Here is a 19,997-nt window from a genome sequence, read left to right as displayed (position 1 = left end):
TCCTTAAGCAGCGGCCAGCCAGCGCGTTAAACGCGCCGCAAAGGCAGCCTGACTTTCCAGTAATTCTTCTCCCGTCACCAACGGTGCCGGGCGTGTAATCACGATGCAGGGGATACCAGCATCCAGACAGGGTTGCACTTTTTCCTGATACCCCCCTTCCGCGCCTGATGCCTTAGTGATCACCACATCAGCCTGACACTGGCGATAAAACGCAGCGTTGAACTCGGCGCTAAACGGTCCGCACAGCGCAAAGATCTCACCGACGCCAAATCCCAGGTCCGCGCATTGCTGAATGACTTCGGGTACAGGCAGGACGCGCGCCAGCAACGTTTTTTCAGGCAACTCTTCGCGCCAGATGGCCAGATCTTTACTGCCGGTCGTCAGCAGCACGCGGTCACCGAAGCGCCGCGCAACCTCGCTGGCTTGCTGAATGCTCTGTACGGTATACAGGTGCGGGTGGGTTAAACCGCTTAACTGTTCAGGGCGCTGATAGCGACTCAGCAGTACGCCCGCCGCTTCGCAGGCATTCATGATGTTGCGGCTCACTACCTCGGCGTAAGGATGCGAGGCATCGATCACCCAGCGCGTCCGATTTTCCTGCAGCCAGGCAATCATTTGCTCACGTTCCAGACGCCCGCAGCGCACCTGACCTTTGATGTCTCCCGCCAGCTGCTTTCCCGTCGGGGTCGCAACTGACAGGGTGTAGGCCACGTTTGCCGCATCCAGTTGCTGGCACAGCATGCGCGCGTCGCTGGTGCCGCCCATGACCAGCACATCACCATAATTCACAGCACATAACCTCGTGGCGTGATCATCAGGCCGTCCTGAACATAGGTTGTTTTATTGCCCACGATCACCAGACTGGTCATATCCACCGGTTCAAAATCCATATCACCGAGCGTGGTCAGCCATTTTTCCTGCTTTTTACGTCCGGCTGACTTCACAATACCAACCGGCGTTTGTGCGCTCTTGCTGGCGGAAAGCAGTTCAAATGCACGCGCCAGATGTCCTTCGCGACCCCGGCTGCGTGGGTTGTAGAAACAGATAACGAAGTCAGCTTCACCGGCAGCAATAATGCGTTTTTCGATAACCGGCCATGGCGTTAACAGATCGCTTAAGCTGATGTGGCAGAAGTCGTGCATTAGCGGCGCACCCAGCAAAGAAGCGGCGGCAATACTTGCGGTCATGCCAGGTATCAACCGGACCTCAACGTCCAGCTTTTGCTTGCTGACCAGTTCGAGCACCAGCCCGGCCATACCGTAAATCCCAGCGTCACCGCTGCTGATCAACGCCACGTTGTGACCCGCCTGCGCCAGTTCGATCGCTGCCTGACAGCGTTCAATCTCTTTGCACATCCCGGTTTTGATCACCTGCTTGTCGCCTGTGAACGCTTTTACCAGATGGGTGTAGGTTTTATAACCCACGATGATTTCCGCTGCCTGCAATGCTTCAACGGCTTCCATGGTCATCATTGCCTGCGAGCCAGGGCCAATTCCAATTACGCTTAACATCAGTGTGAAACTCCCAAAGTGATCGTGACGCCCTGTTCTCGCAGGGTCTCGCCTAACAGTTGTCCGTGGCTCAGCAGCCAGGCTGCAGGACCGGAAACGCTTCCTGTACCCACCGTTTTGCGAACAAACGATGAGGCCGGAAAACGGTGTTCATGCTCACGCAGCGCGTCAGCGGTAAAGGTTTCGAAAGGCACGCGGCAACAGGAGGCCAACTGGATAAGCCCTTGTTCGTCTTTTTTCAGCGTGATGCTGCCAATGGCTTTTAACGCCAGCGGGTCGAAGCGCTGTGCTTCGAGTTGACGTGCCAGTAGCGCTGCTAACAGTGGAAACGGCGTATCCCGACGACAGCCAATTCCGGCAACCACTCGCTGCGGTACCAGCTTCCAGTGCACAACTGGCAGCTCAGGCAGATTGTTGCGCAAGGTAATACAAATCAGCGCATCCAGTTCAGGAAGCTGATTGAGGTCGGTCACCGTGATAAATCCACGGCGGTCGCAATGGCTGACGTCCTGTGCCAGTTCGTCGTCCCACCACAGACCAACCCGTTTGTTGCTGACCAGCATCTGGTTAACAATTTTGACCGCCGAGCGGAAATCATTCATACGGGCATTTAACTGAAACGCCAGCGTGTCCAGCGCCGCCATATCGTTAACATCCGTCGCGGTGGTAATGACCGGGTCGGCCCCCAGCATCCCCGCCAGATAACGCGCCAGAGCATTAGCTCCTCCCGCATGACCGGAGAGCAGGCTAATGACATGCTGGGCACGTTCATCAATGACCACCACTGCCGGATCGCAAAATTTGTCGTTGACCAGCGGGGCCAGCACGCGCACCGCAATGCCGGTCGCCCCGATAAAAATCAGCGCCGAGTAATTCGCAAACGCTTCGCGGGCGGTATTAGCAAAGCCGTTTTCGAAGGGAATAAACCCCTCCTCCAGCAGCTTTTCACTGGTAAAACAGGTTACCGGCAGCATCGCCGCCAGACGTTTAGCAAGCACAACGCCGCCGGGGGTCAGGCAAAATAGCGCAAGTGATTCAGGCTTTACGGTATTCATGGCTAAAATCCGCCGCATAGAGTTTGGAGTAGTGATACTCCGAGCCCAGGAAATTACCGACCAGAATGAGCGCCGTTTTACGGATCCCTGCGTCGCGAACTTTGTCGCCAATATCTGCCAGGGTACCGCGCACGGTCTGACTTTCCGGCCAGGTTGCCTTGTAGATCACCGCCACTGGCGTGGCCGCCGGGTAACCGCCTTCAATCAGACGCTCAGCAACCCGGTGGATACGTTGGACGGAAAGATAAATCGCCATCGATGTCTGGTGACTGGCAAACGACTCCAGTTGTTCACGTTCCGGTACCGGCGTGCGACCTTCCAGACGGGTAATGATCAAACTCTGCGACACTTCCGGTACGGTATACTCGACGCCCAACTCCGCAGCCGCGCCCAGGAATGCGCTAACGCCAGGCACCACCTGCCAGTCGATCCCGCGTTTAGTCAACTCTTCGCCTTGCTCACGCACGGAGCCATATAAGGAAACATCACCGGTTTGCAAACGCACGACGGTTTTACCGGCTTTCACACCCGCTTCCATCAGATCAAGGATCTGCTCCAGATGCAGTTCGGCGCTGTCATGACATTCCGCTCCGGCCGGGCAATATTCCAGTAATTCAGTGTTAATCAGCGATCCGGCATAGATAACTACCTGTGCCTGCTGGAGCAACCGGTACCCTTTGAGGGTAATCAGCTCGCGATCGCCAGGACCTGCGCCAACAAACCACACACTACGGGGATCAAAAATCTCAGACATGGGTTCCTTCCTTCTGACAGGCGATAACAAATACGGGGTTATTCGGTTTGAAATAGTGACCACTACCCAGCGTGGTAAGTGAGGAAACCTGCAGTTGCAGGCAATCCACGCCCTGTACGCCAGGACGGTCCAGATGAGCCAGCGCGGTGTTGAGGTTTTCCTGAAGGATAAATGTCATCACCAACCGCCCTGCGGGATGCAATTGACGCATTGACCAGTCAATCAGTTCGGTCAAATGGCCGCCGCTGCCGCCCATAAAAATGGCATCAGCTTTTTCCGCGATAGTCATCGGCGCGATACCTGGAAAAATGTCGATATTTGCGCAGGCAAAATGCTGACGGTTTTCGTCCAGCAGCCTGAGCGCATCCGGATTACGCTCAATTGCCGTCACGCGTAATCCTGGGTATTGCAGCGCGGCTTCTATCGACACGCTGCCGGTTCCGGCACCAATATCAATCAGGTGACTGGCGCGGTGTAATTCAAGTTTTGAGAGGGCAAGTGCGCGTACCGCTTCTTTGGTCATCGGCACTTTCTCTCCACGTAGAAAAAGCTCATCTTTCATCGAGTATCACCACTGCATTCATGTCATAGTCGGCTGTAATTTTGCTCACAGGCAGGCAGTGGATACGCTCATTGTCCATCGCCAGGTTTTCGCCAATCACCATCCAGCGATGTCCTTTGCCTCTGGCAACCAACTGCTGTGCAATTTCACGCGGACCACACAGCGCGTCGGTCACCATCGCAACCTTGTTATGTCGCGCCAGTTCATCAAAACAGACACTGCGACCATGGCTACTGGTGAGCCACATGTCGTTCATATCAATACCAGCTTGCGCACACAGATACTGCACCGCGCTAATGCCGGGAATAATGCGCACATTTTCAATACCAAAATGCGCCACCATCCGCGTGCCAATGCCGTAGAACAGCGGGTCGCCGGATGCCAGCACCACCACGTTTTGCGCCTGATGTTCGCCTATCCAGTTCAATAGCTCCGGAATATTGGCGCCAAGAGCAAACCGCTCACCGGCAAAATCCGGGAACTGCTGCAGATGTCGCTTGCCACCGATCAGCACATCGGCCATTGCAACCGCATCGCGCGCCACCGGCGTCATCAAATGCAACCCTGCGGGCCCCATCCCTACAACGGTTAACATTGCATCTCCTCAGCGATCTCGGCGATCGGGCGATTGCTCCCCAGCACCTGGTTATCAAAAGAGAACATGATGGCGTCGCAGGTCGGGGGATTTTTGGTAAAACGCAACGTTTGCAGGACGCGCATACAGATGCGCCTGGCCAGATGGTCATAAATGTGCTGGAAACCATACGCTTCGATGTGTTCCATCGCCGCCTCGGTGGTATCGCAGTCGCTGACCAGCGTCAGCAGTTCCAACGGCGCGCCAAGTAATGCGAGGTGAGCCACCAGCGTTTCCATGCGGGCATCAGCGATATGACTGTGGGTATGGAAGATCCCTGCCGCGATTTTGATAAGTTTGCCGGGGTGGCCGACCAGCACGATCTGGCGGAATCCCAGGCGTACCGCTTCTTCAATCATGTAACCGACAAAGTTGCTCATAGTGACCACAACCTGTGTGTCGATCCCCATTTGCTCACGCACAAAACGTTCGCCGTGATTACCCGGTACCAGTACTACGCGAGCCAGCCCTGCCGCGCGTTTGATCTCCAGCTCCAGCGATAGCGAACGTTTCCAGCTCTCTTCTGACATCGGCGTAACAATGCCCGTGGTACCAATGATCGAAATACCGCCCAGAATCCCCAGCCGCGAGTTGTAGGTTTTTTGCGCCCGTTCTTCACCTTCAGGCGCAAAAATCTCAATTTTTGCCCCGCGATTTGGTCCAATCGCTTCACGTACTGCGGACTCAATGGTCTGACGAGGTGTCCGGTTAATCGCCGAACTGCCCACCGGCAAACCAATCCCTTTACGGGTCACCGTACCGACACCTTCACCGCCCTGTAAGACGATCTCTTTGCTATCGTCTAACGTCACGCGGGCAAAGATCAGCATCCCATGCGTGGCGTCCACATCATCGCCACCATCTTTGCGGATGGCGGCAATCGCCTGCTGCCCTTCGATATGCGGTGACTCCACGTTCAGGCATAACGTCACCCCGGAAGGCGTCACAATGGAAACCTGATGGATCAGATGCTGGCGCAGCACCATCAACGCAGCGACTTTTGCCGCCGCCGTCGCACACGATCCCGTGGTGTATCCTTTACGCAGCGCTTTACCGTTGTGCCACACTGGCGTATCGAAGGACTGGTCGCTCATCGCGCCCCCTGCATGTGATAAAGCATGGCGTTGACGATAGCGGCGGCGACGTTACTGCCACCTTTGCGACCTAATGCGACAATGGCGGGCAGATGACTTTGTGTCAGGGCATCCTTCGACTCCGCCGCGCCAACAAATCCTACCGGTACGCCAACCACACCGCTGACAGGTGCATCATGTTCCAGCAGTCGGAACAACGCGGTTGGCGCGTTGCCAAAGACAAACAGTTTTTCGCCCTCTTCCTTCACGGCAATGTCGACTGCAGCCATTGAACGAGTGATCCCCTGTTCTTTTGCTGCCCGCACCACACGTGGGTCGCTGATGTAACAGCGGCATTCGCCACCGAATTTTGCCAGCAGGTTTTTGTTGATCCCGGAAAGCGCCATCGTGGTATCGGTATAAATCACGCTCGGACGACTCAATGCAGCGCAAAACTGTTCCAGCACATCGCTGGAAAACCACAGAATGTCCAGCCAGTCGAAATCCGCGGTGGTGTGGATCACCCGCTTGATGATGGCTTCATGCAACGGACTGGCAAACTGATAGTCCGGGCGGGTTTCACTGATAATCTCACCAATGATGTCGAAACTTTTGGCCTCAATTGCTTGAGGCTGCTGGATATAGTGCATTTTGTTGTCCTCAGGCGACACCGAGCCACAGCCAGCGCAGCGCAATAAAAAGCGCCAGTGCCAGGGTCGATGCTACCCACATCAATCGAATCGTTTGGGAAATGTCGTCTACAGAAATGTCTCGTTGTTGATCGCCAATCCACGGTTTTTCAACGCGCTCGCCGAAGTAGTCATTGGGTCCCCCCAGGCGAATACCTAATGCGCCGGCCACAGCAGCTTCCGACCATGCGCAGTTTGGACTGCTATGGTTGTAGCGATCACGCCAGCCAATCTGCAAAGCGCGTACGCCGTCCTGGCGGCATAAAAACGCCGCCACACCCAGCAACAGCCAGCTCAGTCTTGCCGGAATAAAGTTAGCGACATCGTCCAGACGGGCGCTGACCATGCCGATAGCACGGTACTTTTCATGTTTGTACCCCACCATTGAATCGAGGGTATTCACCGATTTGTAGGCCATCGCCAGCGGCGCACCGCCCAGTAAGAGGAAGAACAACGGCGCGATGATGCCGTCAACGGTGTTTTCCGCCACGGTTTCCACCACGGCGCGGTTGATCTGTTTTGGTTGCAGCTGTGAGGTATCACGTCCCACAATCCAGGAGAGTTTTTCCCGACTTTCGGCAAGATTATTGGCACGCAATGGACGCTCTACATCCAGCGCAGCATTTGCCAGACAACGCCCCGCCAGCACAGTGAAAATCATCCACACCTCAACGACCCAACCAAACCAGGGATGAATTGATTGCGCCAGCGCCAGTACCCCCCAGGACACAGCCCAGGTCAGTCCAACCACCACAATCCACATCACTGCACCACCAATGCGAAGCGCGCGGTCGCTATGGCAGTAACGACGAACAACGCGTTGCACGGCAGAAATCAGATTGCCAATCCAGCGCACCGGATGCGGCCAGTTCTGCGGATCACCAATGATAAAATCCAGCAGCCAGGCAACGCACCATGCGAGTATCGTCATAGCGCATTCCTCGCAGCGGCCAGCCAGTGATTGAGCATTTCGGGGCGCTGGGCAAAATGAACGTGCAGATAACTGGCGAAGGTATTTCCGACCTGCCATCCACCTGACCAGGCCTGCAGCGTTTTGCCATCACGCACCTTGCGGCAATTCATCACCGCCGGGGTTTCAGGGGTAAAGTCGGAATAGTGGAATTCATGCCCGCGCAGGACTTCACCGGCCGTTGCCAGTAATGTTTGCTGTGTGGCTTGTGCCTCGCAGTAGCCAAACCGGGTCAGCCGTTTGCCCATTTTGCTGTGCCCAGGAATGATATCCGCCATTAGCCAGCAATCGCCGTTGCTGTCCTCCAGCGAGCTACCGAGATACATCAACCCTCCGCACTCTGCATAAATAGCGACGCCACGCTGATGCGCCGCTCGCAGTTGCTCCAGCATGGTGACATTACGGGCCAGGGCCGCAGCATGCAGTTCCGGATATCCGCCGCCTAACCAAATCATCTGACAGTCTGGTAAACAGGTATCATGCAGCGGGCTAAAACGAACAATATTGAGGCCCGTGCGCTCCAGCAGCGTAATATTGTCCGGATAGTAAAAGTTGAACGCTTCGTCATCGGCGATGGCCAGCGTTAACCCTGCTCCTGCGTCTGCTGCCGGTAGCGCGGGCCATTCGCCAACAGGAAGGGTGTTTAACTGGCTTAATGCCAACAACGCGTCGATATCCAGCGTCTGTTCCAGCGTCGCGGCAAAATCCTGCCACGGCTGCTGGTTGATAACTGACTCACGAGCGGTAACTAAACCCAGATGACGTTCAGGAAGCGCGACGCCCTCCATGCGGGGAACGTAGCCTAATACAGGCACGGAGCAGTAACGCTCAATGGCAACTTTGAGTAGCTGGTAATGTGTTTCGCTGTTGACCCGATTAACAATCACGCCTGCAATGTTCAGACTGGGATCAAAATGCTGGAATCCCATCACCGTGGCGGCTATCGAAGTGGAAACCGCCTTACCATCAACCAGCAAGATGACCGGGCAACCTAACTGTTTCGCCATCGCCGCAGTACTGCAGTAATCAGGGTCTGTACCATAGCCGTCATATAACCCCATAACGCCTTCGATAACGGCAATATCCGCGTGCTGCATCTGCTCACAAAATAAGGCATTCAGTGTAGAGGTGGGTAGCATGAAGCTATCAAGATTGCGGGAAGCCGTGCCGCACACCGCGGTGTGCCAGCCAGTATCAAGGTAATCAGGACCGACTTTGCATGGCTGGACGCGTAAACCGCGCTTTTTCATCAGGCTCAACAAGCCCAGCGTCACCGTGGTTTTGCCACAGCCGCTACCGGTACCTGCAAGAACAAATGCGTGAAAACTGGCCGCCATACCCTGATCCTGTTCAGGGTGGTAGGGGTGTATAGATACCCAGTCTCTCGACTGTATGCATCTGCGCAACCCACTTCCCACCGAAGTTGTTGGTAGTCACCGACAGGCAGGTCTTCTGGCTTAGCGTCGTCCTCGCCCGTCCTTCCCAATCTTGCGATCAGTGGTCTATACGGGGTCGTCAGCATCACAGCAGCGGGGGCTGCGGGGGATTCTCACCCCCTTCCCTACCACAAATGTGGCAAACCTGTCAGTTCAAGAGCCGATTTAATTTGGCTCTGTGTCTTGAGGCAAATTCACGACCTCATGACAATAATTCAATTTAATATCTTGCCGGGTACATTCAACCAATGTTATGGCCTCAACCCGTTTATTCATATGTTCATTTTTTGAATGAAAGCGTCATTAAAGAATAAAGAAAGTCTTTCACACAGACACTGTATCTCATCACAAAAATAAAAACTGGTGCAGTTTATCCCTCAAATACTATTATTTTGTTGCGCTATGACAATTTATTGACTGCTGTAGTTATTTTTCATTTTATAATGACTGACATAGCGTACGATATCAAAAATCGGCAATAGCAAATTATTGCTATTTAAGCTGTCTCTTCAGATGAGGTGACATTTATTTGCTGACGGAAAGCCTGCGGCGTAACCTGGTACGTTTGACGGAATACTTTGCAAAAATAACTGGTTTGTGAAAAGCCTAAATTTCGCGCAATACTGGCGATGCTCCAGTCGCTATGACAAAGCAACTCTTTGGCACTCGCCATTCGCTGTTGATTTACCCATGCGTTAAACCCTATCCCCTGATATTTTTTGAACAATTTGCTGAAATAGTAAGGACTGAGATAAACGTGAGAGGCAACATCTTCCAGACGCAGCTCGTCTGATAAATGCGCATCAATATAGCGCAAGGCTTTCTTCATTTTACTGTCATGCGGATTGGTACTGCGGTTAGCGCGTACCGGTTCTGACTGCTGCGGATTGTCTTTGATTACGACGAAATTCAGTTGTTTTTTAAGACAATTTTCTACAATGAGCTTTAGCAAATCCGCGGAAGCAATAACCCGCGAATAGTCCATTTCCGGTACATTACGAAATTCACTCACCAGTTCGGGATCGGCTTGCCAACGGTCGTCCACGTTCAGAATATCCACCAGCCCCACGTCATTGCTTAGGCGCACCTGGCCACATAAGACAAACCCGACCAGATGTCCCGCAATGACCAGCGGAATGGAGAAGTCGGTAAGTCCGGCATGGCAGCGATAAATGCAGGGTTGATCGGATTTTGAAGCTTCCAGTCCCCCACAGCGATCGCTCATACGACATCGTGTACTATGCTGAGGATGCTGGCGCATCAACTGGCAAAAAGGAGTGAAATTAAAAAGCTCAGAAATTTCATCACCGTGAATATTGACAACCACAACAGCCAGACTGGTGGCCTGCGCAAAATCCTGTGCGATTTTATTAATGAGTTCTGAGTTCAGGGCACTCGCAGAAATCATGATAAAACCTCTCAGTTAATTTATTGTTATAAATAAAACACATTATTTACATCTGCTTTTCATCTCGCTATCCAGAGCAATGATAAAAGGCGTATTCGAACATAACAAAAGTCTCCCATTCTTGGGAGACTTTTTAAGCGGTTCAGGAAACCTGATCACGAAAACAGTTATTACATTTCAAAAATAAACATTTTCCGTGAAGCTAACGCTCATTTTCCTCCAGCTTACAGCTATTACACGGTAAGTTTTTGCCAATAAAGTAACGATAAATTGCTGCCCCCGCACAAGCGCCAATGATAGGTGCCACGATCGGGACAATAAAGTAAGGAATATCACGCCCCCCAGTCATCGCGACATCCCCCCAACCCGCCATCCATGCGAACAATTTTGGCCCAAAATCACGAGCCGGATTCATGGCGAATCCGGTAAGCGGTCCGGTCGATGCCCCAAGAACGGCAACCAGAATACCGATCAGTAGTGGTGCCAACGGCCCCCGGGGAATCCCATTGCCATCATCGGTGAGCGCCATGATCATCCCCATCAGAATGGAGGTAATCACAACTTCCACCAGTGCAGCCTGCCAGACGCTGAGTGCAGCGGCAGGATAAGTGCTAAATATGCTGGCAAGCTGCAAACTTTCGAAGCTACCCCGCACCATGTGGTGGGCGGTTTCGTACTCGATAAACAAACTGCCATACAACAAATAGGCGAGCAGAGCGCCACCAAAGGCACCAGCCACCTGAGCAATGGAGTACGGCAACACTTTACGACCTGGAAAACAGGCAAACAACCACAGTGCGATGGTGATAGCGGGATTGAGATGTGCACCTGAGATCCCTGCTGTCAGATAAACTGCCAGAGAGATCCCCAGTCCCCATATAATGCAGATCTCCCATAACCCTAAACTGGCACCGGCTACTTTCAGGGCGCTCAGGCATCCAATGCCAAAAAACAAAAACAACCCGGTACCCAAAAACTCGGCAATGCATTGCGCTTTTAGTGAATCGTTCATTGTGACACCTTCTAAGCAGAGTTCGTGTCTTTACCAGCGGACTCCTTGCTGGCAAGTAGAATACTTCGAGGCTTACTATAAAAAGCCATGTCGGCAAATTGTTGGCAATCTGCGGGCGGTATGACTTTAAAAATCGTGTTGCGATAGCAAATTCTTGCCATCACTTTTATTAAACAAAGCCAGATGACGGGGAATTTCTCTATTATTTGTACATTTTAGAAATAATAAAATATTGCCAATAGCATAATCTTGTTTTCAGATAACCGTCACAAATTCATTTTCCCCGCATAGCAAATGATATTTCACCTGTCACGTTCAAAAGTGTAAATATGGAATTAACATAACCAAATAATCACATCAACAAATCTAAAAATGTTCAATAAAAACAACACAATAAAATAATTAACAGCAATTTTATATCACCAGTTCCTCACTATTTTTTCTCTCATACATTCAAGTCAGCCATTCTTTTTCCTCGCTTCTTTTTATAGTCATGAAAATCGGGACAACCCAGGCGAGGTCTTTATGCAACAAGAAGCGTTAGGAATGGTAGAAACCAAAGGCTTAACTGCAGCCATAGAGGCCGCAGATGCAATGGTGAAGTCAGCCAATGTAATGCTGGTCGGCTACGAAAAAATTGGTTCGGGACTGGTAACAGTCATTGTCCGCGGTGATGTCGGCGCGGTTAAAGCAGCAACAGATGCCGGTGCCGCCGCGGCCCGTAACGTGGGAGAAGTGAAAGCCGTACACGTCATTCCACGTCCTCATACCGATGTCGAAAAAATCTTACCGAAGGGAATTAGCTAATGAGCAGCAATGAGCTGGTTGAACAGATCATGGCGCAGGTGATTGCTCGCGTGGCGACGCCGGAACAGCAGGCTATCCCTGAAAATAATCCTCCAACACGAGAAACGGCTATGGCAGAGAAGAGCTGCAGTTTAACGGAATTTGTCGGTACTGCGATTGGCGACACCGTCGGTCTGGTGATCGCCAACGTAGATAGCGCCTTACTGGACGCGATGAAACTTGAAAAGCGTTATCGCTCCATTGGCATCCTTGGCGCACGTACTGGTGCGGGTCCACACATCATGGCTGCTGATGAAGCGGTGAAAGCCACAAATACTGAAGTCGTCAGCATCGAGTTGCCGCGTGATACCAAAGGCGGCGCTGGTCATGGTTCGCTAATAATTCTCGGCGGTAACGACGTTTCTGACGTGAAGCGCGGGATTGAAGTTGCGCTGAAAGAGCTGGATCGCACCTTTGGCGACGTTTATGCCAACGAAGCCGGTCACATCGAGATGCAATACACCGCACGCGCCAGCTACGCGCTGGAAAAAGCCTTTGGCGCACCGATTGGTCGTGCCTGTGGCGTCATCGTCGGCGCACCCGCATCCGTAGGTGTCCTGATGGCCGATACGGCGCTGAAATCCGCCAATGTTGAAGTGGTGGCCTACAGCTCCCCCGCCCATGGCACCAGTTTCAGCAACGAAGCCATTTTGGTCATTTCCGGTGACTCAGGGGCCGTGCGTCAGGCTGTTATCTCAGCCCGTGAAATCGGTAAAACCGTGCTGGCGACCCTCGGCTCAGAACCCAAAAACGACCGTCCGTCCTATATCTGATATCAGTGAGGCTGATTCATGAGATCGAAAAGATTTGAAGCACTGGCGAAACGCCCTGTGAATCAGGACGGCTTCGTTAAGGAGTGGATCGAAGAAGGCTTCATTGCGATGGAAAGCCCGAACGACCCTAAGCCGTCGATTAAAATCGTCAACGGGATGGTCACTGAACTGGACGGCAAATCCGCCAGTGAATTTGATCTGATTGACCACTTCATCGCGCGCTACGGCATTAACCTGGCTCGCGCTGAAGAGGTGATGGCGATGGACTCGGTTAAACTCGCCAATATGCTTTGCGACCCCAACGTCAAGCGTATGGACATTGTTCCTCTGACCACGGCAATGACGCCAGCGAAAATTGTGGAAGTGGTTTCGCACATGAACGTCGTTGAGATGATGATGGCCATGCAGAAAATGCGTGCCCGCCGTACCCCATCTCAACAAGCGCACGTGACTAACGTCAAAGATAACCCGGTACAGATTGCCGCCGATGCTGCAGAGGGTGCCTGGCGTGGCTTTGATGAGCAGGAAACGACCGTTGCTGTTGCACGTTACGCGCCGTTTAACGCGATTGCACTGCTGGTAGGTTCGCAGGTTGGACGCCCAGGTGTGTTAACTCAGTGTTCTCTGGAAGAAGCCACCGAGCTGAAACTCGGTATGTTAGGTCATACCTGTTATGCGGAAACGATCTCCGTCTACGGTACTGAACCCGTCTTTACAGACGGTGACGACACGCCATGGTCAAAAGGTTTTCTGGCCTCTTCTTACGCTTCACGCGGCCTGAAAATGCGCTTCACGTCTGGCTCCGGTTCAGAAGTTCAGATGGGCTACGCCGAAGGCAAATCGATGCTTTATCTGGAAGCGCGCTGCATTTACATCACCAAGGCAGCTGGCGTTCAGGGTTTGCAAAACGGTTCAGTAAGTTGCATTGGCGTACCTTCAGCCGTGCCATCGGGTATTCGCGCGGTGCTGGCAGAAAACCTGATCTGCTCGTCACTGGATCTGGAGTGTGCCTCCAGTAATGACCAGACCTTTACCCACTCCGATATGCGTCGTACTGCTCGTCTGCTGATGCAATTCTTGCCGGGTACAGATTTCATTTCATCTGGTTATTCCGCTGTTCCGAACTACGACAACATGTTCGCCGGTTCCAACGAGGATGCCGAAGATTTTGACGATTACAACGTCATCCAGCGCGATCTGAAAGTCGACGGTGGTCTGCGTCCGGTGCGAGAAGAAGACGTTATCGCCATTCGCAATAAAGCAGCTCGCGCACTGCAGGCTGTATTCGCCGGGATGGGATTACCGCCAATCACCGACGAAGAAGTCGAGGCCGCGACCTACGCCCACGGTTCAAAAGATATGCCAGAGCGTAACATCGTTGAAGACATCAAATTTGCGCAAGAGATCATCAATAAAAACCGTAACGGTCTGGAAGTGGTGAAAGCTCTTGCTCAGGGCGGGTTTACCGATGTCGCTCAGGACATGCTCAACATCCAGAAAGCCAAGTTAACCGGGGATTATCTGCATACCTCCGCCATTATCGTTGGCGACGGACAGGTGCTGTCCGCAGTAAATGACGTCAATGACTATGCCGGTCCGGCAACAGGTTATCGCCTGCAAGGCGAACGCTGGGAAGAGATCAAAAACATCCCTGGCGCACTTGATCCCAACGAACTTGGCTAAGGGGTGAAAAATGGAAATCAATGAAAAGCTGCTGCGCCAGATAATTGAAGACGTACTGTCTGAAATGCAAACCAGCGACAAACCTGTCTCATTCAGCTCAACGACAGCGGCTAGCGCACCACAGGCTGCAGCGGTACAAGGCGACAGTTTTCTGACTGAGATTGGCGAAGCCAAACAGGGCCAGCAGCAGGATGAAGTGATTATTGCCGTAGGGCCAGCGTTTGGTCTGTCGCAAACCGTCAATATCGTCGGTATACCGCACAAAAATATCTTACGCGAAGTGATTGCCGGTATTGAAGAAGAAGGCATTAAAGCGCGCGTTATCCGCTGCTTTAAATCCTCTGATGTGGCGTTTGTTGCCGTGGAAGGTAACCGCCTGAGTGGCTCCGGGATCTCTATCGGCATCCAGTCAAAAGGCACCACGGTTATTCATCAGCAGGGATTACCGCCGCTTTCTAACCTGGAGCTGTTCCCTCAGGCACCGCTTCTGACGCTGGAAACCTACCGTCAGATCGGTAAAAACGCCGCGCGTTATGCCAAGCGTGAATCTCCGCAACCGGTCCCTACGCTGAATGACCAGATGGCTCGTCCTAAGTACCAGGCGAAATCAGCCATTCTGCACATTAAAGAGACCAAATACGTCGTGACGGGCAAAAACCCGCAGGAACTGCGCGTGGCGCTTTGATAAAGGATAACTCCATGAATACCGACGCAATTGAATCGATGGTTCGGGATGTGCTGAGCCGGATGAACAGCCTGCAGGGAGAGTCCGCAACTCCGACCACGGCGAGTTCATCAGCTCATACCGCGAAAGTCTCGGACTACCCTCTCGCGAATAAACATCCTGAGTGGGTAAAAACCGCAACCAACAAAACCCTGGATGACTTCACGCTCGAAAATGTTCTGAGCAACAAAGTGACGGCGCAAGACATGCGCATCACCCCTGAAACGCTGCGCCTCCAGGCGGAAATCGCCAAGGATGCCGGACGTGACAGGCTGGCGATGAACTTCGAGCGCGCCGCTGAGCTAACCGCCGTACCTGACGACCGTATTCTTGAGATCTACAACGCGCTGCGCCCGTACCGCTCAACGAAAGACGAGCTGATGGCCATCGCCGACGATCTCGAAAATCGTTATCAGGCAAAGATCTGCGCAGCTTTCGTTCGTGAAGCGGCAGCGCTGTACGTTGAGCGTAAAAAACTCAAAGGCGACGACTAACTCAGGGACAGGATCATGCGATATATAGCTGGCATTGACATAGGCAACTCATCCACGGAAGTCGCTCTGGCTACCCTGGATGAGTCTGGCGCACTGAGCATCACCAGCAGTGCGCTGGCGGAAACCACCGGGATTAAGGGCACATTGCGTAATGTGTTTGGCATTCAGGAGGCGCTTACGCTGGCGGCTAAAAACGCCGGAATCAATGTCAGCGATATTGCGCTCATCCGTATTAACGAAGCCACTCCGGTCATTGGCGACGTGGCGATGGAAACGATCACCGAAACCATCATCACTGAGTCCACTATGATCGGTCATAACCCTAAAACGCCAGGCGGCGTCGGGTTAGGCGTCGGCATCACGATTACGCCGGAAGACCTGCTTAGTCGTCCGGCGGATACGCCCTATATTCTGGTAGTGTCATCTGCATTTGATTTCGCCGATGTCGCCACGATGATAAATGCCTCCGTCCGCGCCGGGTACCAGTTAACTGGCGTTATTTTGCAGCAGGACGATGGCGTGTTGGTCAGCAATCGTCTGACTCATCCCCTGCCCATCGTCGATGAAGTGCTTCATATCGACCGCATCCCGTTGGGTATGCTGGCCGCTATTGAGGTCGCTGTTCCAGGCAAGGTTATCGAAACCCTTTCCAACCCGTACGGAATCGCGACTGTCTTTAGCCTTAGCGCAGAGGAGACCAAGAACATTGTCCCCATGGCCCGCGCACTGATTGGCAACCGCTCTGCGGTAGTGGTGAAAACGCCGTCAGGTGATGTGAAAGCTCGTGCAATACCTGCCGGAAACCTGGAACTGCAATCGCAAGGACGAACAGTACGCGTCGACGTCGCGGCAGGTGCCGACGCGATTATGAAAGCGGTTGGCGAATGCCCGAAACTGGATAACGTCACCGGAGAGGCGGGAACCAATATTGGTGGCATGCTGGAGCACGTACGCCAGACAATGGCTGAATTAACCAACAAACCCAGTCATGAAATCTTTATTCAGGATCTGTTGGCAGTTGATACTTCAGTCCCAGTCAGCGTGACCGGGGGACTTGCCGGCGAGTTTTCGTTGGAACAGGCCGTTGGTATTGCTTCTATGGTGAAATCAGATCGCCTGCAAATGGCGATGATTGCCCAGGAAATAACGCAAAAACTCAACATTGATGTGCAGGTTGGTGGTGCTGAAGCCGAAGCCGCTATTCTGGGTGCCTTAACCACACCGGGTACTACACGTCCACTGGCTATTCTGGATCTTGGGGCCGGATCTACTGACGCCTCTATCATCAACCCGAAAGGCGAAATTATTGCCACGCATCTGGCAGGGGCCGGCGATATGGTCACAATGATCATTGCCCGAGAACTGGGGCTGGATGATCGTTATCTCGCTGAAGAAATTAAAAAATACCCGCTGGCGAAAGTTGAAAGCTTGTTCCATCTTCGCCACGAAGACGGCAGCGTCCAGTTCTTCCCCACCCCGCTCCCGCCAACGGTGTTTGCCCGCGTGTGCGTGGTGAAACCCGATGAACTGGTGCCACTGCCGGGCGAACTGGCGCTGGAGAAAGTTCGCGCCATTCGCCGCAGCGCCAAGGAGCGAGTTTTCGTCACCAACGCGCTCAGAGCGCTGCGTCAGGTAAGTCCGACCGGGAATATTCGGGACATTCCTTTTGTCGTGCTGGTTGGCGGTTCCTCGCTGGACTTCGAAGTTCCGCAACTGGTCACCGATGCACTGGCTCATTATCGCCTCGTTGCCGGGCGCGGCAACATTCGTGGCACCGAAGGTCCGCGCAATGCGGTTGCCACAGGGTTGATTCTCTCCTGGTACAAGGCATTCGCTCATGGAAAGTAATCTCACCACGCCAGCCATTGTTATCTTCACTACTACCGGCTGCGCTGAAGTCTGGAATGACGTGCTGCTGGGTATTGAGGAAGAAGGGATCCCCTTTGTGATTCAGGAGAGCCATTCAACTGACGTTATCCACAATGCATGGCTGGCTGCCTGCCAATCACCATTGCTGGTTGGCATTGGCTGCAGTCATGAAAAACTGGTCGTGCACTACAAAAACTTACCTACATCAGCGCCACTTTTTACGCTGACGTATCAACAAAATAGCCATGATCGCCGCAGCATTGGCAATAACGCTGCGCGGCTGGTTAAAGGCATTCCGTTCCGCGAATGCCACTCATAATCCACAGGAGAAAAGCAGTATGAATAACGCACTGGGACTGGTTGAAACAAAAGGGCTTGTCGGCGCTATTGAAGCCGCTGATGCCATGGTGAAATCCGCAAACGTGCAGTTGGTTGGTTACGAAAAAATTGGTTCAGGCCTGATCACCGTGATGGTCCGCGGGGATGTCGGCGCCGTAAAAGCAGCGGTAGATGCAGGAAGCGCAGCAGCAAGCGCCGTTGGCGAGGTGAAATCCTGCCACGTTATCCCGCGTCCGCATAGCGACGTTGAAGCCATTTTACCTAAATCTGCATAAGTCGTTGCAAACAAGGAGCACAGCGTGAAGCAATCACTGGGATTACTTGAAGTTAGTGGTCTGGCATTAGCCATCAGTTGCGCGGACGTCATGGCGAAAGCCGCCTCCATCACGCTGGTGGGCCTCGAAAAAACCAACGGCTCAGGCTGGACGGTGATCAAGATAATCGGGGATGTGGCCTCCGTTCAGGCGGCTATATCCACCGGTGCTAATTTAGCAGAATTGCGAAATGGACTGGTCGCGCACAGGGTCATTTCCAGGCCCGGAGAAGGCATTCTTTCCCACAGTGTGCCCGTGCAGCCAGAGCCAGAACCGATACCTTATCTATCGCAAGAGCAAGAAGAGATGGCTACAGAAATTGCATTACCTGAAGCCGCGCAACAGGCAGAGTTGATTAGCTGCAATCTGTGTCTTGACCCTGCCTGTCCCCGTCAAAAGGGCGAGCCGCGCACTCTTTGTCTGCACTCTGGTAAACGAGGTGAAGCGTAATGGATAAACAGCAACTGGAAACAACGGTCAGTAAAATACTGGATGAAATGCGTGAACGCCCTATCCCTCTCGGGATTTCGAATCGCCACATCCACCTTTGCGCCGAGGACTACACTCGCCTGTTTCCTAATCAGCCGATTAGCGAGAAAAAGGGTCTGTTGCAGCCCGGACAATATGCCGCAGATCAGACCGTCACGCTGGTCGGACCGAAAGGTCAGTTAAAGAATGTGCGTCTGCTTGGTCCACTGCGTAGTACTAGCCAGGTGGAGATATCTCGTACCGACGCCCGCACATTAGGTATCGCTGCGCCGCTGCGCATGTCCGGCAATATTCAGGGTACGCCTGGCATTCGTCTTATCAGCCCCTTTGCTGAACTGGAGTTACCCTCCGGGGTTATTGTTGCCCAGCGACATATCCATATGTCGCCGCTGGATGCGCTGATACTGCGTGTCTCTCATGGAGATAAAGTCTCCGTGGCAATCAATGGCGATGAACGCCGACTGATTTTCGATAACGTCGCCGTACGTGTTTCGCCGGATATGCGCCTTGAGATGCATATCGATACAGACGAAGCCAATGCAGCAGGCGCTGATAATCCGCAGGCATTTGCCACACTGGTGACCTCACGATGAACAACGAACTGCTGCAACGCATTATCGAGGAGGTTGTTTCCCGATTAAAAAAACGCGCGGAAAGTACCATCACGCTGAGCGTCGCACAGTTACGGGAAATCGATTCCCGGACGTTATGTTGTCAGTACTCGTCACTGCACCTCCTTCAGGCAGACCTGCCTTTACTGGAAAAAATTGCAGATTGCAGTCCGTCCAGTGTCGCAGTGGTAACAATCCACGAGGCGCTGGCATGCGGGCTTCGCGTAAAAATCTCTCTACAGCATCGGCTGCTACCGGCACTCCCCGTGAAAAAGCTCGCGCGTCTGCCGCTGGAGTTCAGTGACGAGTTGGGACGAATCATCGTGCTGCATCCTGAAACGCTTCTCAGCTACGCCGACGTCGCCCAATTGAAGGGTGGTGTACTGGTACTACGCCGTCGATGTGTCGTGACGGCTCTGGCTCAGGAAGCTGTCGGTACGCGAAATGTCCAATTAATTAAGCAGGAGTGAGCTATGCATTTGGCCCGGGTTACAGGCGTTGTGGTTTCCACGCAAAAATCCCCATCACTGGTGGGAAAAAAACTCTTGCTGGTACGTCGGGTGAGTGCTGACGGAGAGCTCCCCGCCTCCCCCGCTACCGGAGATGAAGTCGCGGTTGACTCAGTCGGTGCTGGAACGGGCGAACTGGTGTTACTCAGCAGCGGATCCAGCGCCAGACACGTTTTTTCCGGCCCGAATGAGGCCATCGACCTGGCTATCGTCGGCATTGTCGACACGCTTTCTCGCTAGGA

General features: G+C 53.1%; 24 protein-coding genes and 1 riboswitch. Of the genes, 12 read left to right on the top strand and 12 right to left on the bottom strand.

All coding sequences use genetic code 11. The annotated features are described in order from the left end of the window. Positions 1-3: 3 nt before the first annotated feature. From FDX24_RS15630 to pduF, 12 genes are all read right to left on the bottom strand, one after another. The gene (locus tag FDX24_RS15630) at positions 4-789 is read right to left on the bottom strand and encodes a cobalt-precorrin-6A reductase (RefSeq protein ID WP_048211982.1); all 786 of its coding nucleotides are present in this window, start codon (positions 787-789) and stop codon (positions 4-6) included. Continuing rightward, entirely contained in the window at positions 786-1,511 is a 726-nt protein-coding gene (locus tag FDX24_RS15625; protein ID WP_048211983.1) for a precorrin-3B C(17)-methyltransferase, read from the bottom strand. Before FDX24_RS15625 ends, FDX24_RS15630 begins: the two co-directional genes overlap by 4 nt. Beyond that, positions 1,511-2,566 (bottom strand): cobalt-precorrin 5A hydrolase, encoded by a 1,056-nt coding sequence (gene cbiG, locus FDX24_RS15620; protein WP_061067717.1) that lies wholly within the window; start codon positions 2,564-2,566, stop codon positions 1,511-1,513. Before cbiG ends, FDX24_RS15625 begins: the two co-directional genes overlap by 1 nt. Further along, positions 2,547-3,320 (bottom strand): cobalt-precorrin-4 methyltransferase, encoded by a 774-nt coding sequence (locus FDX24_RS15615; RefSeq protein WP_005123046.1) that lies wholly within the window; start codon positions 3,318-3,320, stop codon positions 2,547-2,549. The genes cbiG and FDX24_RS15615 overlap by 20 nt, the downstream gene beginning before the upstream one ends. Further along, entirely contained in the window at positions 3,313-3,882 is a 570-nt protein-coding gene (locus FDX24_RS15610; RefSeq protein WP_048211985.1) for a decarboxylating cobalt-precorrin-6B (C(15))-methyltransferase, read from the bottom strand. The genes FDX24_RS15615 and FDX24_RS15610 overlap by 8 nt, the downstream gene beginning before the upstream one ends. After that, positions 3,872-4,477: a cobalt-precorrin-7 (C(5))-methyltransferase gene (locus FDX24_RS15605; RefSeq protein ID WP_048211986.1), complete on the bottom strand. Its 606-nt coding sequence runs from the start codon at positions 4,475-4,477 to the stop codon at positions 3,872-3,874. The genes FDX24_RS15610 and FDX24_RS15605 overlap by 11 nt, the downstream gene beginning before the upstream one ends. Beyond that, entirely contained in the window at positions 4,471-5,610 is a 1,140-nt protein-coding gene (cbiD, locus tag FDX24_RS15600) for a cobalt-precorrin-5B (C(1))-methyltransferase CbiD (RefSeq protein ID WP_137364580.1), read from the bottom strand. The genes FDX24_RS15605 and cbiD overlap by 7 nt, the downstream gene beginning before the upstream one ends. Continuing rightward, positions 5,607-6,239, bottom strand: a complete 633-nt coding sequence (locus FDX24_RS15595) for a cobalt-precorrin-8 methylmutase (RefSeq protein ID WP_137364579.1) — start codon at positions 6,237-6,239, stop codon at positions 5,607-5,609. The genes cbiD and FDX24_RS15595 overlap by 4 nt, the downstream gene beginning before the upstream one ends. Positions 6,240-6,249: 10 nt before the next feature. Beyond that, entirely contained in the window at positions 6,250-7,209 is a 960-nt protein-coding gene (cbiB, locus tag FDX24_RS15590) for an adenosylcobinamide-phosphate synthase CbiB (protein ID WP_137364578.1), read from the bottom strand. Next, positions 7,206-8,585, bottom strand: a complete 1,380-nt coding sequence (locus FDX24_RS15585; RefSeq protein ID WP_137364577.1) for a cobyrinate a,c-diamide synthase — start codon at positions 8,583-8,585, stop codon at positions 7,206-7,208. Before FDX24_RS15585 ends, cbiB begins: the two co-directional genes overlap by 4 nt. 87 nt (positions 8,586-8,672) lie before the next feature. Continuing rightward, a riboswitch (cobalamin riboswitch) is annotated at positions 8,673-8,848 on the bottom strand. A gap of 332 nt (positions 8,849-9,180) precedes the next feature. After that, on the bottom strand, positions 9,181-10,092 hold the full coding sequence (gene pocR / locus FDX24_RS15580; protein ID WP_048211991.1) for a regulatory protein PocR: 912 nt from the start codon (positions 10,090-10,092) through the stop codon (positions 9,181-9,183). A 202-nt stretch (positions 10,093-10,294) separates the two neighbouring features. After that, complete coding sequence (pduF, locus tag FDX24_RS15575; RefSeq protein WP_101741436.1) at positions 10,295-11,104, bottom strand: propanediol diffusion facilitator PduF; 810 nt, start codon at positions 11,102-11,104, stop codon at positions 10,295-10,297. 525 nt (positions 11,105-11,629) lie between these two features. Here pduF and pduA point away from each other — a divergent pair. Genes pduA through FDX24_RS15515 form a run of 12 tightly spaced genes read left to right on the top strand, consistent with a single transcriptional unit; the run spans position 11,630 to position 19,995 of the window. Next, complete coding sequence (pduA, locus tag FDX24_RS15570) at positions 11,630-11,911, top strand: propanediol utilization microcompartment protein PduA (RefSeq protein WP_003030255.1); 282 nt, start codon at positions 11,630-11,632, stop codon at positions 11,909-11,911. After that, entirely contained in the window at positions 11,911-12,723 is an 813-nt protein-coding gene (gene pduB / locus FDX24_RS15565) for a propanediol utilization microcompartment protein PduB (RefSeq protein ID WP_005128019.1), read from the top strand. Before pduA ends, pduB begins: the two co-directional genes overlap by 1 nt. Positions 12,724-12,741: 18 nt before the next feature. After that, positions 12,742-14,406 carry a propanediol dehydratase large subunit PduC gene (pduC, locus tag FDX24_RS15560; protein ID WP_005128020.1) on the top strand — a complete coding sequence of 555 codons (1,665 nt, stop codon included), beginning with the start codon at positions 12,742-12,744 and terminating at the stop codon, positions 14,404-14,406. A 10-nt stretch (positions 14,407-14,416) separates the two neighbouring features. After that, a complete protein-coding gene (gene pduD, locus FDX24_RS15555) occupies positions 14,417-15,091 on the top strand; it encodes a propanediol dehydratase medium subunit PduD (RefSeq protein ID WP_116360213.1) in 675 nt (224 codons plus the stop codon). Between the two features lie 14 nt (positions 15,092-15,105). After that, positions 15,106-15,624 (top strand): propanediol dehydratase small subunit PduE, encoded by a 519-nt coding sequence (pduE, locus tag FDX24_RS15550; RefSeq protein WP_048211994.1) that lies wholly within the window; start codon positions 15,106-15,108, stop codon positions 15,622-15,624. A gap of 15 nt (positions 15,625-15,639) precedes the next feature. Beyond that, complete coding sequence (locus FDX24_RS15545) at positions 15,640-17,472, top strand: diol dehydratase reactivase subunit alpha (RefSeq protein ID WP_048211995.1); 1,833 nt, start codon at positions 15,640-15,642, stop codon at positions 17,470-17,472. Continuing rightward, positions 17,462-17,812, top strand: a complete 351-nt coding sequence (locus FDX24_RS15540) for a glycerol dehydratase reactivase beta/small subunit family protein (RefSeq protein WP_048211996.1) — start codon at positions 17,462-17,464, stop codon at positions 17,810-17,812. The genes FDX24_RS15545 and FDX24_RS15540 overlap by 11 nt, the downstream gene beginning before the upstream one ends. A gap of 19 nt (positions 17,813-17,831) precedes the next feature. Next, positions 17,832-18,107, top strand: a complete 276-nt coding sequence (pduJ, locus tag FDX24_RS15535) for a propanediol utilization microcompartment protein PduJ (protein ID WP_001057752.1) — start codon at positions 17,832-17,834, stop codon at positions 18,105-18,107. A 24-nt stretch (positions 18,108-18,131) separates the two neighbouring features. Continuing rightward, complete coding sequence (locus FDX24_RS15530; RefSeq protein ID WP_124021643.1) at positions 18,132-18,596, top strand: BMC domain-containing protein; 465 nt, start codon at positions 18,132-18,134, stop codon at positions 18,594-18,596. Next, complete coding sequence (locus FDX24_RS15525) at positions 18,596-19,228, top strand: phosphate propanoyltransferase (protein ID WP_048211998.1); 633 nt, start codon at positions 18,596-18,598, stop codon at positions 19,226-19,228. The genes FDX24_RS15530 and FDX24_RS15525 overlap by 1 nt, the downstream gene beginning before the upstream one ends. Next, on the top strand, positions 19,225-19,716 hold the full coding sequence (gene pduM / locus FDX24_RS15520; protein WP_048211999.1) for a microcompartment protein PduM: 492 nt from the start codon (positions 19,225-19,227) through the stop codon (positions 19,714-19,716). Before FDX24_RS15525 ends, pduM begins: the two co-directional genes overlap by 4 nt. Before the next feature lie 3 nt (positions 19,717-19,719). Then, the gene (locus tag FDX24_RS15515; protein ID WP_048212000.1) at positions 19,720-19,995 is read left to right on the top strand and encodes a EutN/CcmL family microcompartment protein; all 276 of its coding nucleotides are present in this window, start codon (positions 19,720-19,722) and stop codon (positions 19,993-19,995) included. Positions 19,996-19,997 lie beyond the last annotated feature (2 nt).

This window comes from Citrobacter sp. wls716, from assembly GCF_005280975.1.
Lineage (GTDB): Bacteria > Pseudomonadota > Gammaproteobacteria > Enterobacterales > Enterobacteriaceae > Citrobacter > Citrobacter youngae.
Note: the sequence above shows the minus strand (reverse complement) of the source record. Positions and strands in the feature narration are given on the sequence as shown.

Excerpts from the sequence above, each read along its gene's own strand:
- FDX24_RS15625 (WP_048211983.1), bottom strand. The coding sequence starts at position 1,511 with ATGTTAAGCGTAATTGGAATTGGCCCTGGCTCGCAGGCAATGATGACC.
- cbiG (WP_061067717.1), bottom strand. The coding sequence starts at position 2,566 with ATGAATACCGTAAAGCCTGAATCACTTGCGCTATTTTGCCTGACCCCC.
- FDX24_RS15615 (WP_005123046.1), bottom strand. The coding sequence starts at position 3,320 with ATGTCTGAGATTTTTGATCCCCGTAGTGTGTGGTTTGTTGGCGCAGGT.
- FDX24_RS15610 (WP_048211985.1), bottom strand. The coding sequence starts at position 3,882 with ATGAAAGATGAGCTTTTTCTACGTGGAGAGAAAGTGCCGATGACCAAA.
- FDX24_RS15605 (WP_048211986.1), bottom strand. The coding sequence starts at position 4,477 with ATGTTAACCGTTGTAGGGATGGGGCCCGCAGGGTTGCATTTGATGACG.
- cbiD (WP_137364580.1), bottom strand. The coding sequence starts at position 5,610 with ATGAGCGACCAGTCCTTCGATACGCCAGTGTGGCACAACGGTAAAGCG.
- FDX24_RS15595 (WP_137364579.1), bottom strand. The coding sequence starts at position 6,239 with ATGCACTATATCCAGCAGCCTCAAGCAATTGAGGCCAAAAGTTTCGAC.
- cbiB (WP_137364578.1), bottom strand. The coding sequence starts at position 7,209 with ATGACGATACTCGCATGGTGCGTTGCCTGGCTGCTGGATTTTATCATT.
- FDX24_RS15585 (WP_137364577.1), bottom strand. The coding sequence starts at position 8,585 with ATGGCGGCCAGTTTTCACGCATTTGTTCTTGCAGGTACCGGTAGCGGC.
- pocR (WP_048211991.1), bottom strand. The coding sequence starts at position 10,092 with ATGATTTCTGCGAGTGCCCTGAACTCAGAACTCATTAATAAAATCGCA.
- pduF (WP_101741436.1), bottom strand. The coding sequence starts at position 11,104 with ATGAACGATTCACTAAAAGCGCAATGCATTGCCGAGTTTTTGGGTACC.
- pduA (WP_003030255.1), top strand. The coding sequence starts at position 11,630 with ATGCAACAAGAAGCGTTAGGAATGGTAGAAACCAAAGGCTTAACTGCA.
- pduB (WP_005128019.1), top strand. The coding sequence starts at position 11,911 with ATGAGCAGCAATGAGCTGGTTGAACAGATCATGGCGCAGGTGATTGCT.
- pduC (WP_005128020.1), top strand. The coding sequence starts at position 12,742 with ATGAGATCGAAAAGATTTGAAGCACTGGCGAAACGCCCTGTGAATCAG.
- pduD (WP_116360213.1), top strand. The coding sequence starts at position 14,417 with ATGGAAATCAATGAAAAGCTGCTGCGCCAGATAATTGAAGACGTACTG.
- pduE (WP_048211994.1), top strand. The coding sequence starts at position 15,106 with ATGAATACCGACGCAATTGAATCGATGGTTCGGGATGTGCTGAGCCGG.
- FDX24_RS15545 (WP_048211995.1), top strand. The coding sequence starts at position 15,640 with ATGCGATATATAGCTGGCATTGACATAGGCAACTCATCCACGGAAGTC.
- FDX24_RS15540 (WP_048211996.1), top strand. The coding sequence starts at position 17,462 with ATGGAAAGTAATCTCACCACGCCAGCCATTGTTATCTTCACTACTACC.
- pduJ (WP_001057752.1), top strand. The coding sequence starts at position 17,832 with ATGAATAACGCACTGGGACTGGTTGAAACAAAAGGGCTTGTCGGCGCT.
- FDX24_RS15525 (WP_048211998.1), top strand. The coding sequence starts at position 18,596 with ATGGATAAACAGCAACTGGAAACAACGGTCAGTAAAATACTGGATGAA.
- pduM (WP_048211999.1), top strand. The coding sequence starts at position 19,225 with ATGAACAACGAACTGCTGCAACGCATTATCGAGGAGGTTGTTTCCCGA.
- FDX24_RS15515 (WP_048212000.1), top strand. The coding sequence starts at position 19,720 with ATGCATTTGGCCCGGGTTACAGGCGTTGTGGTTTCCACGCAAAAATCC.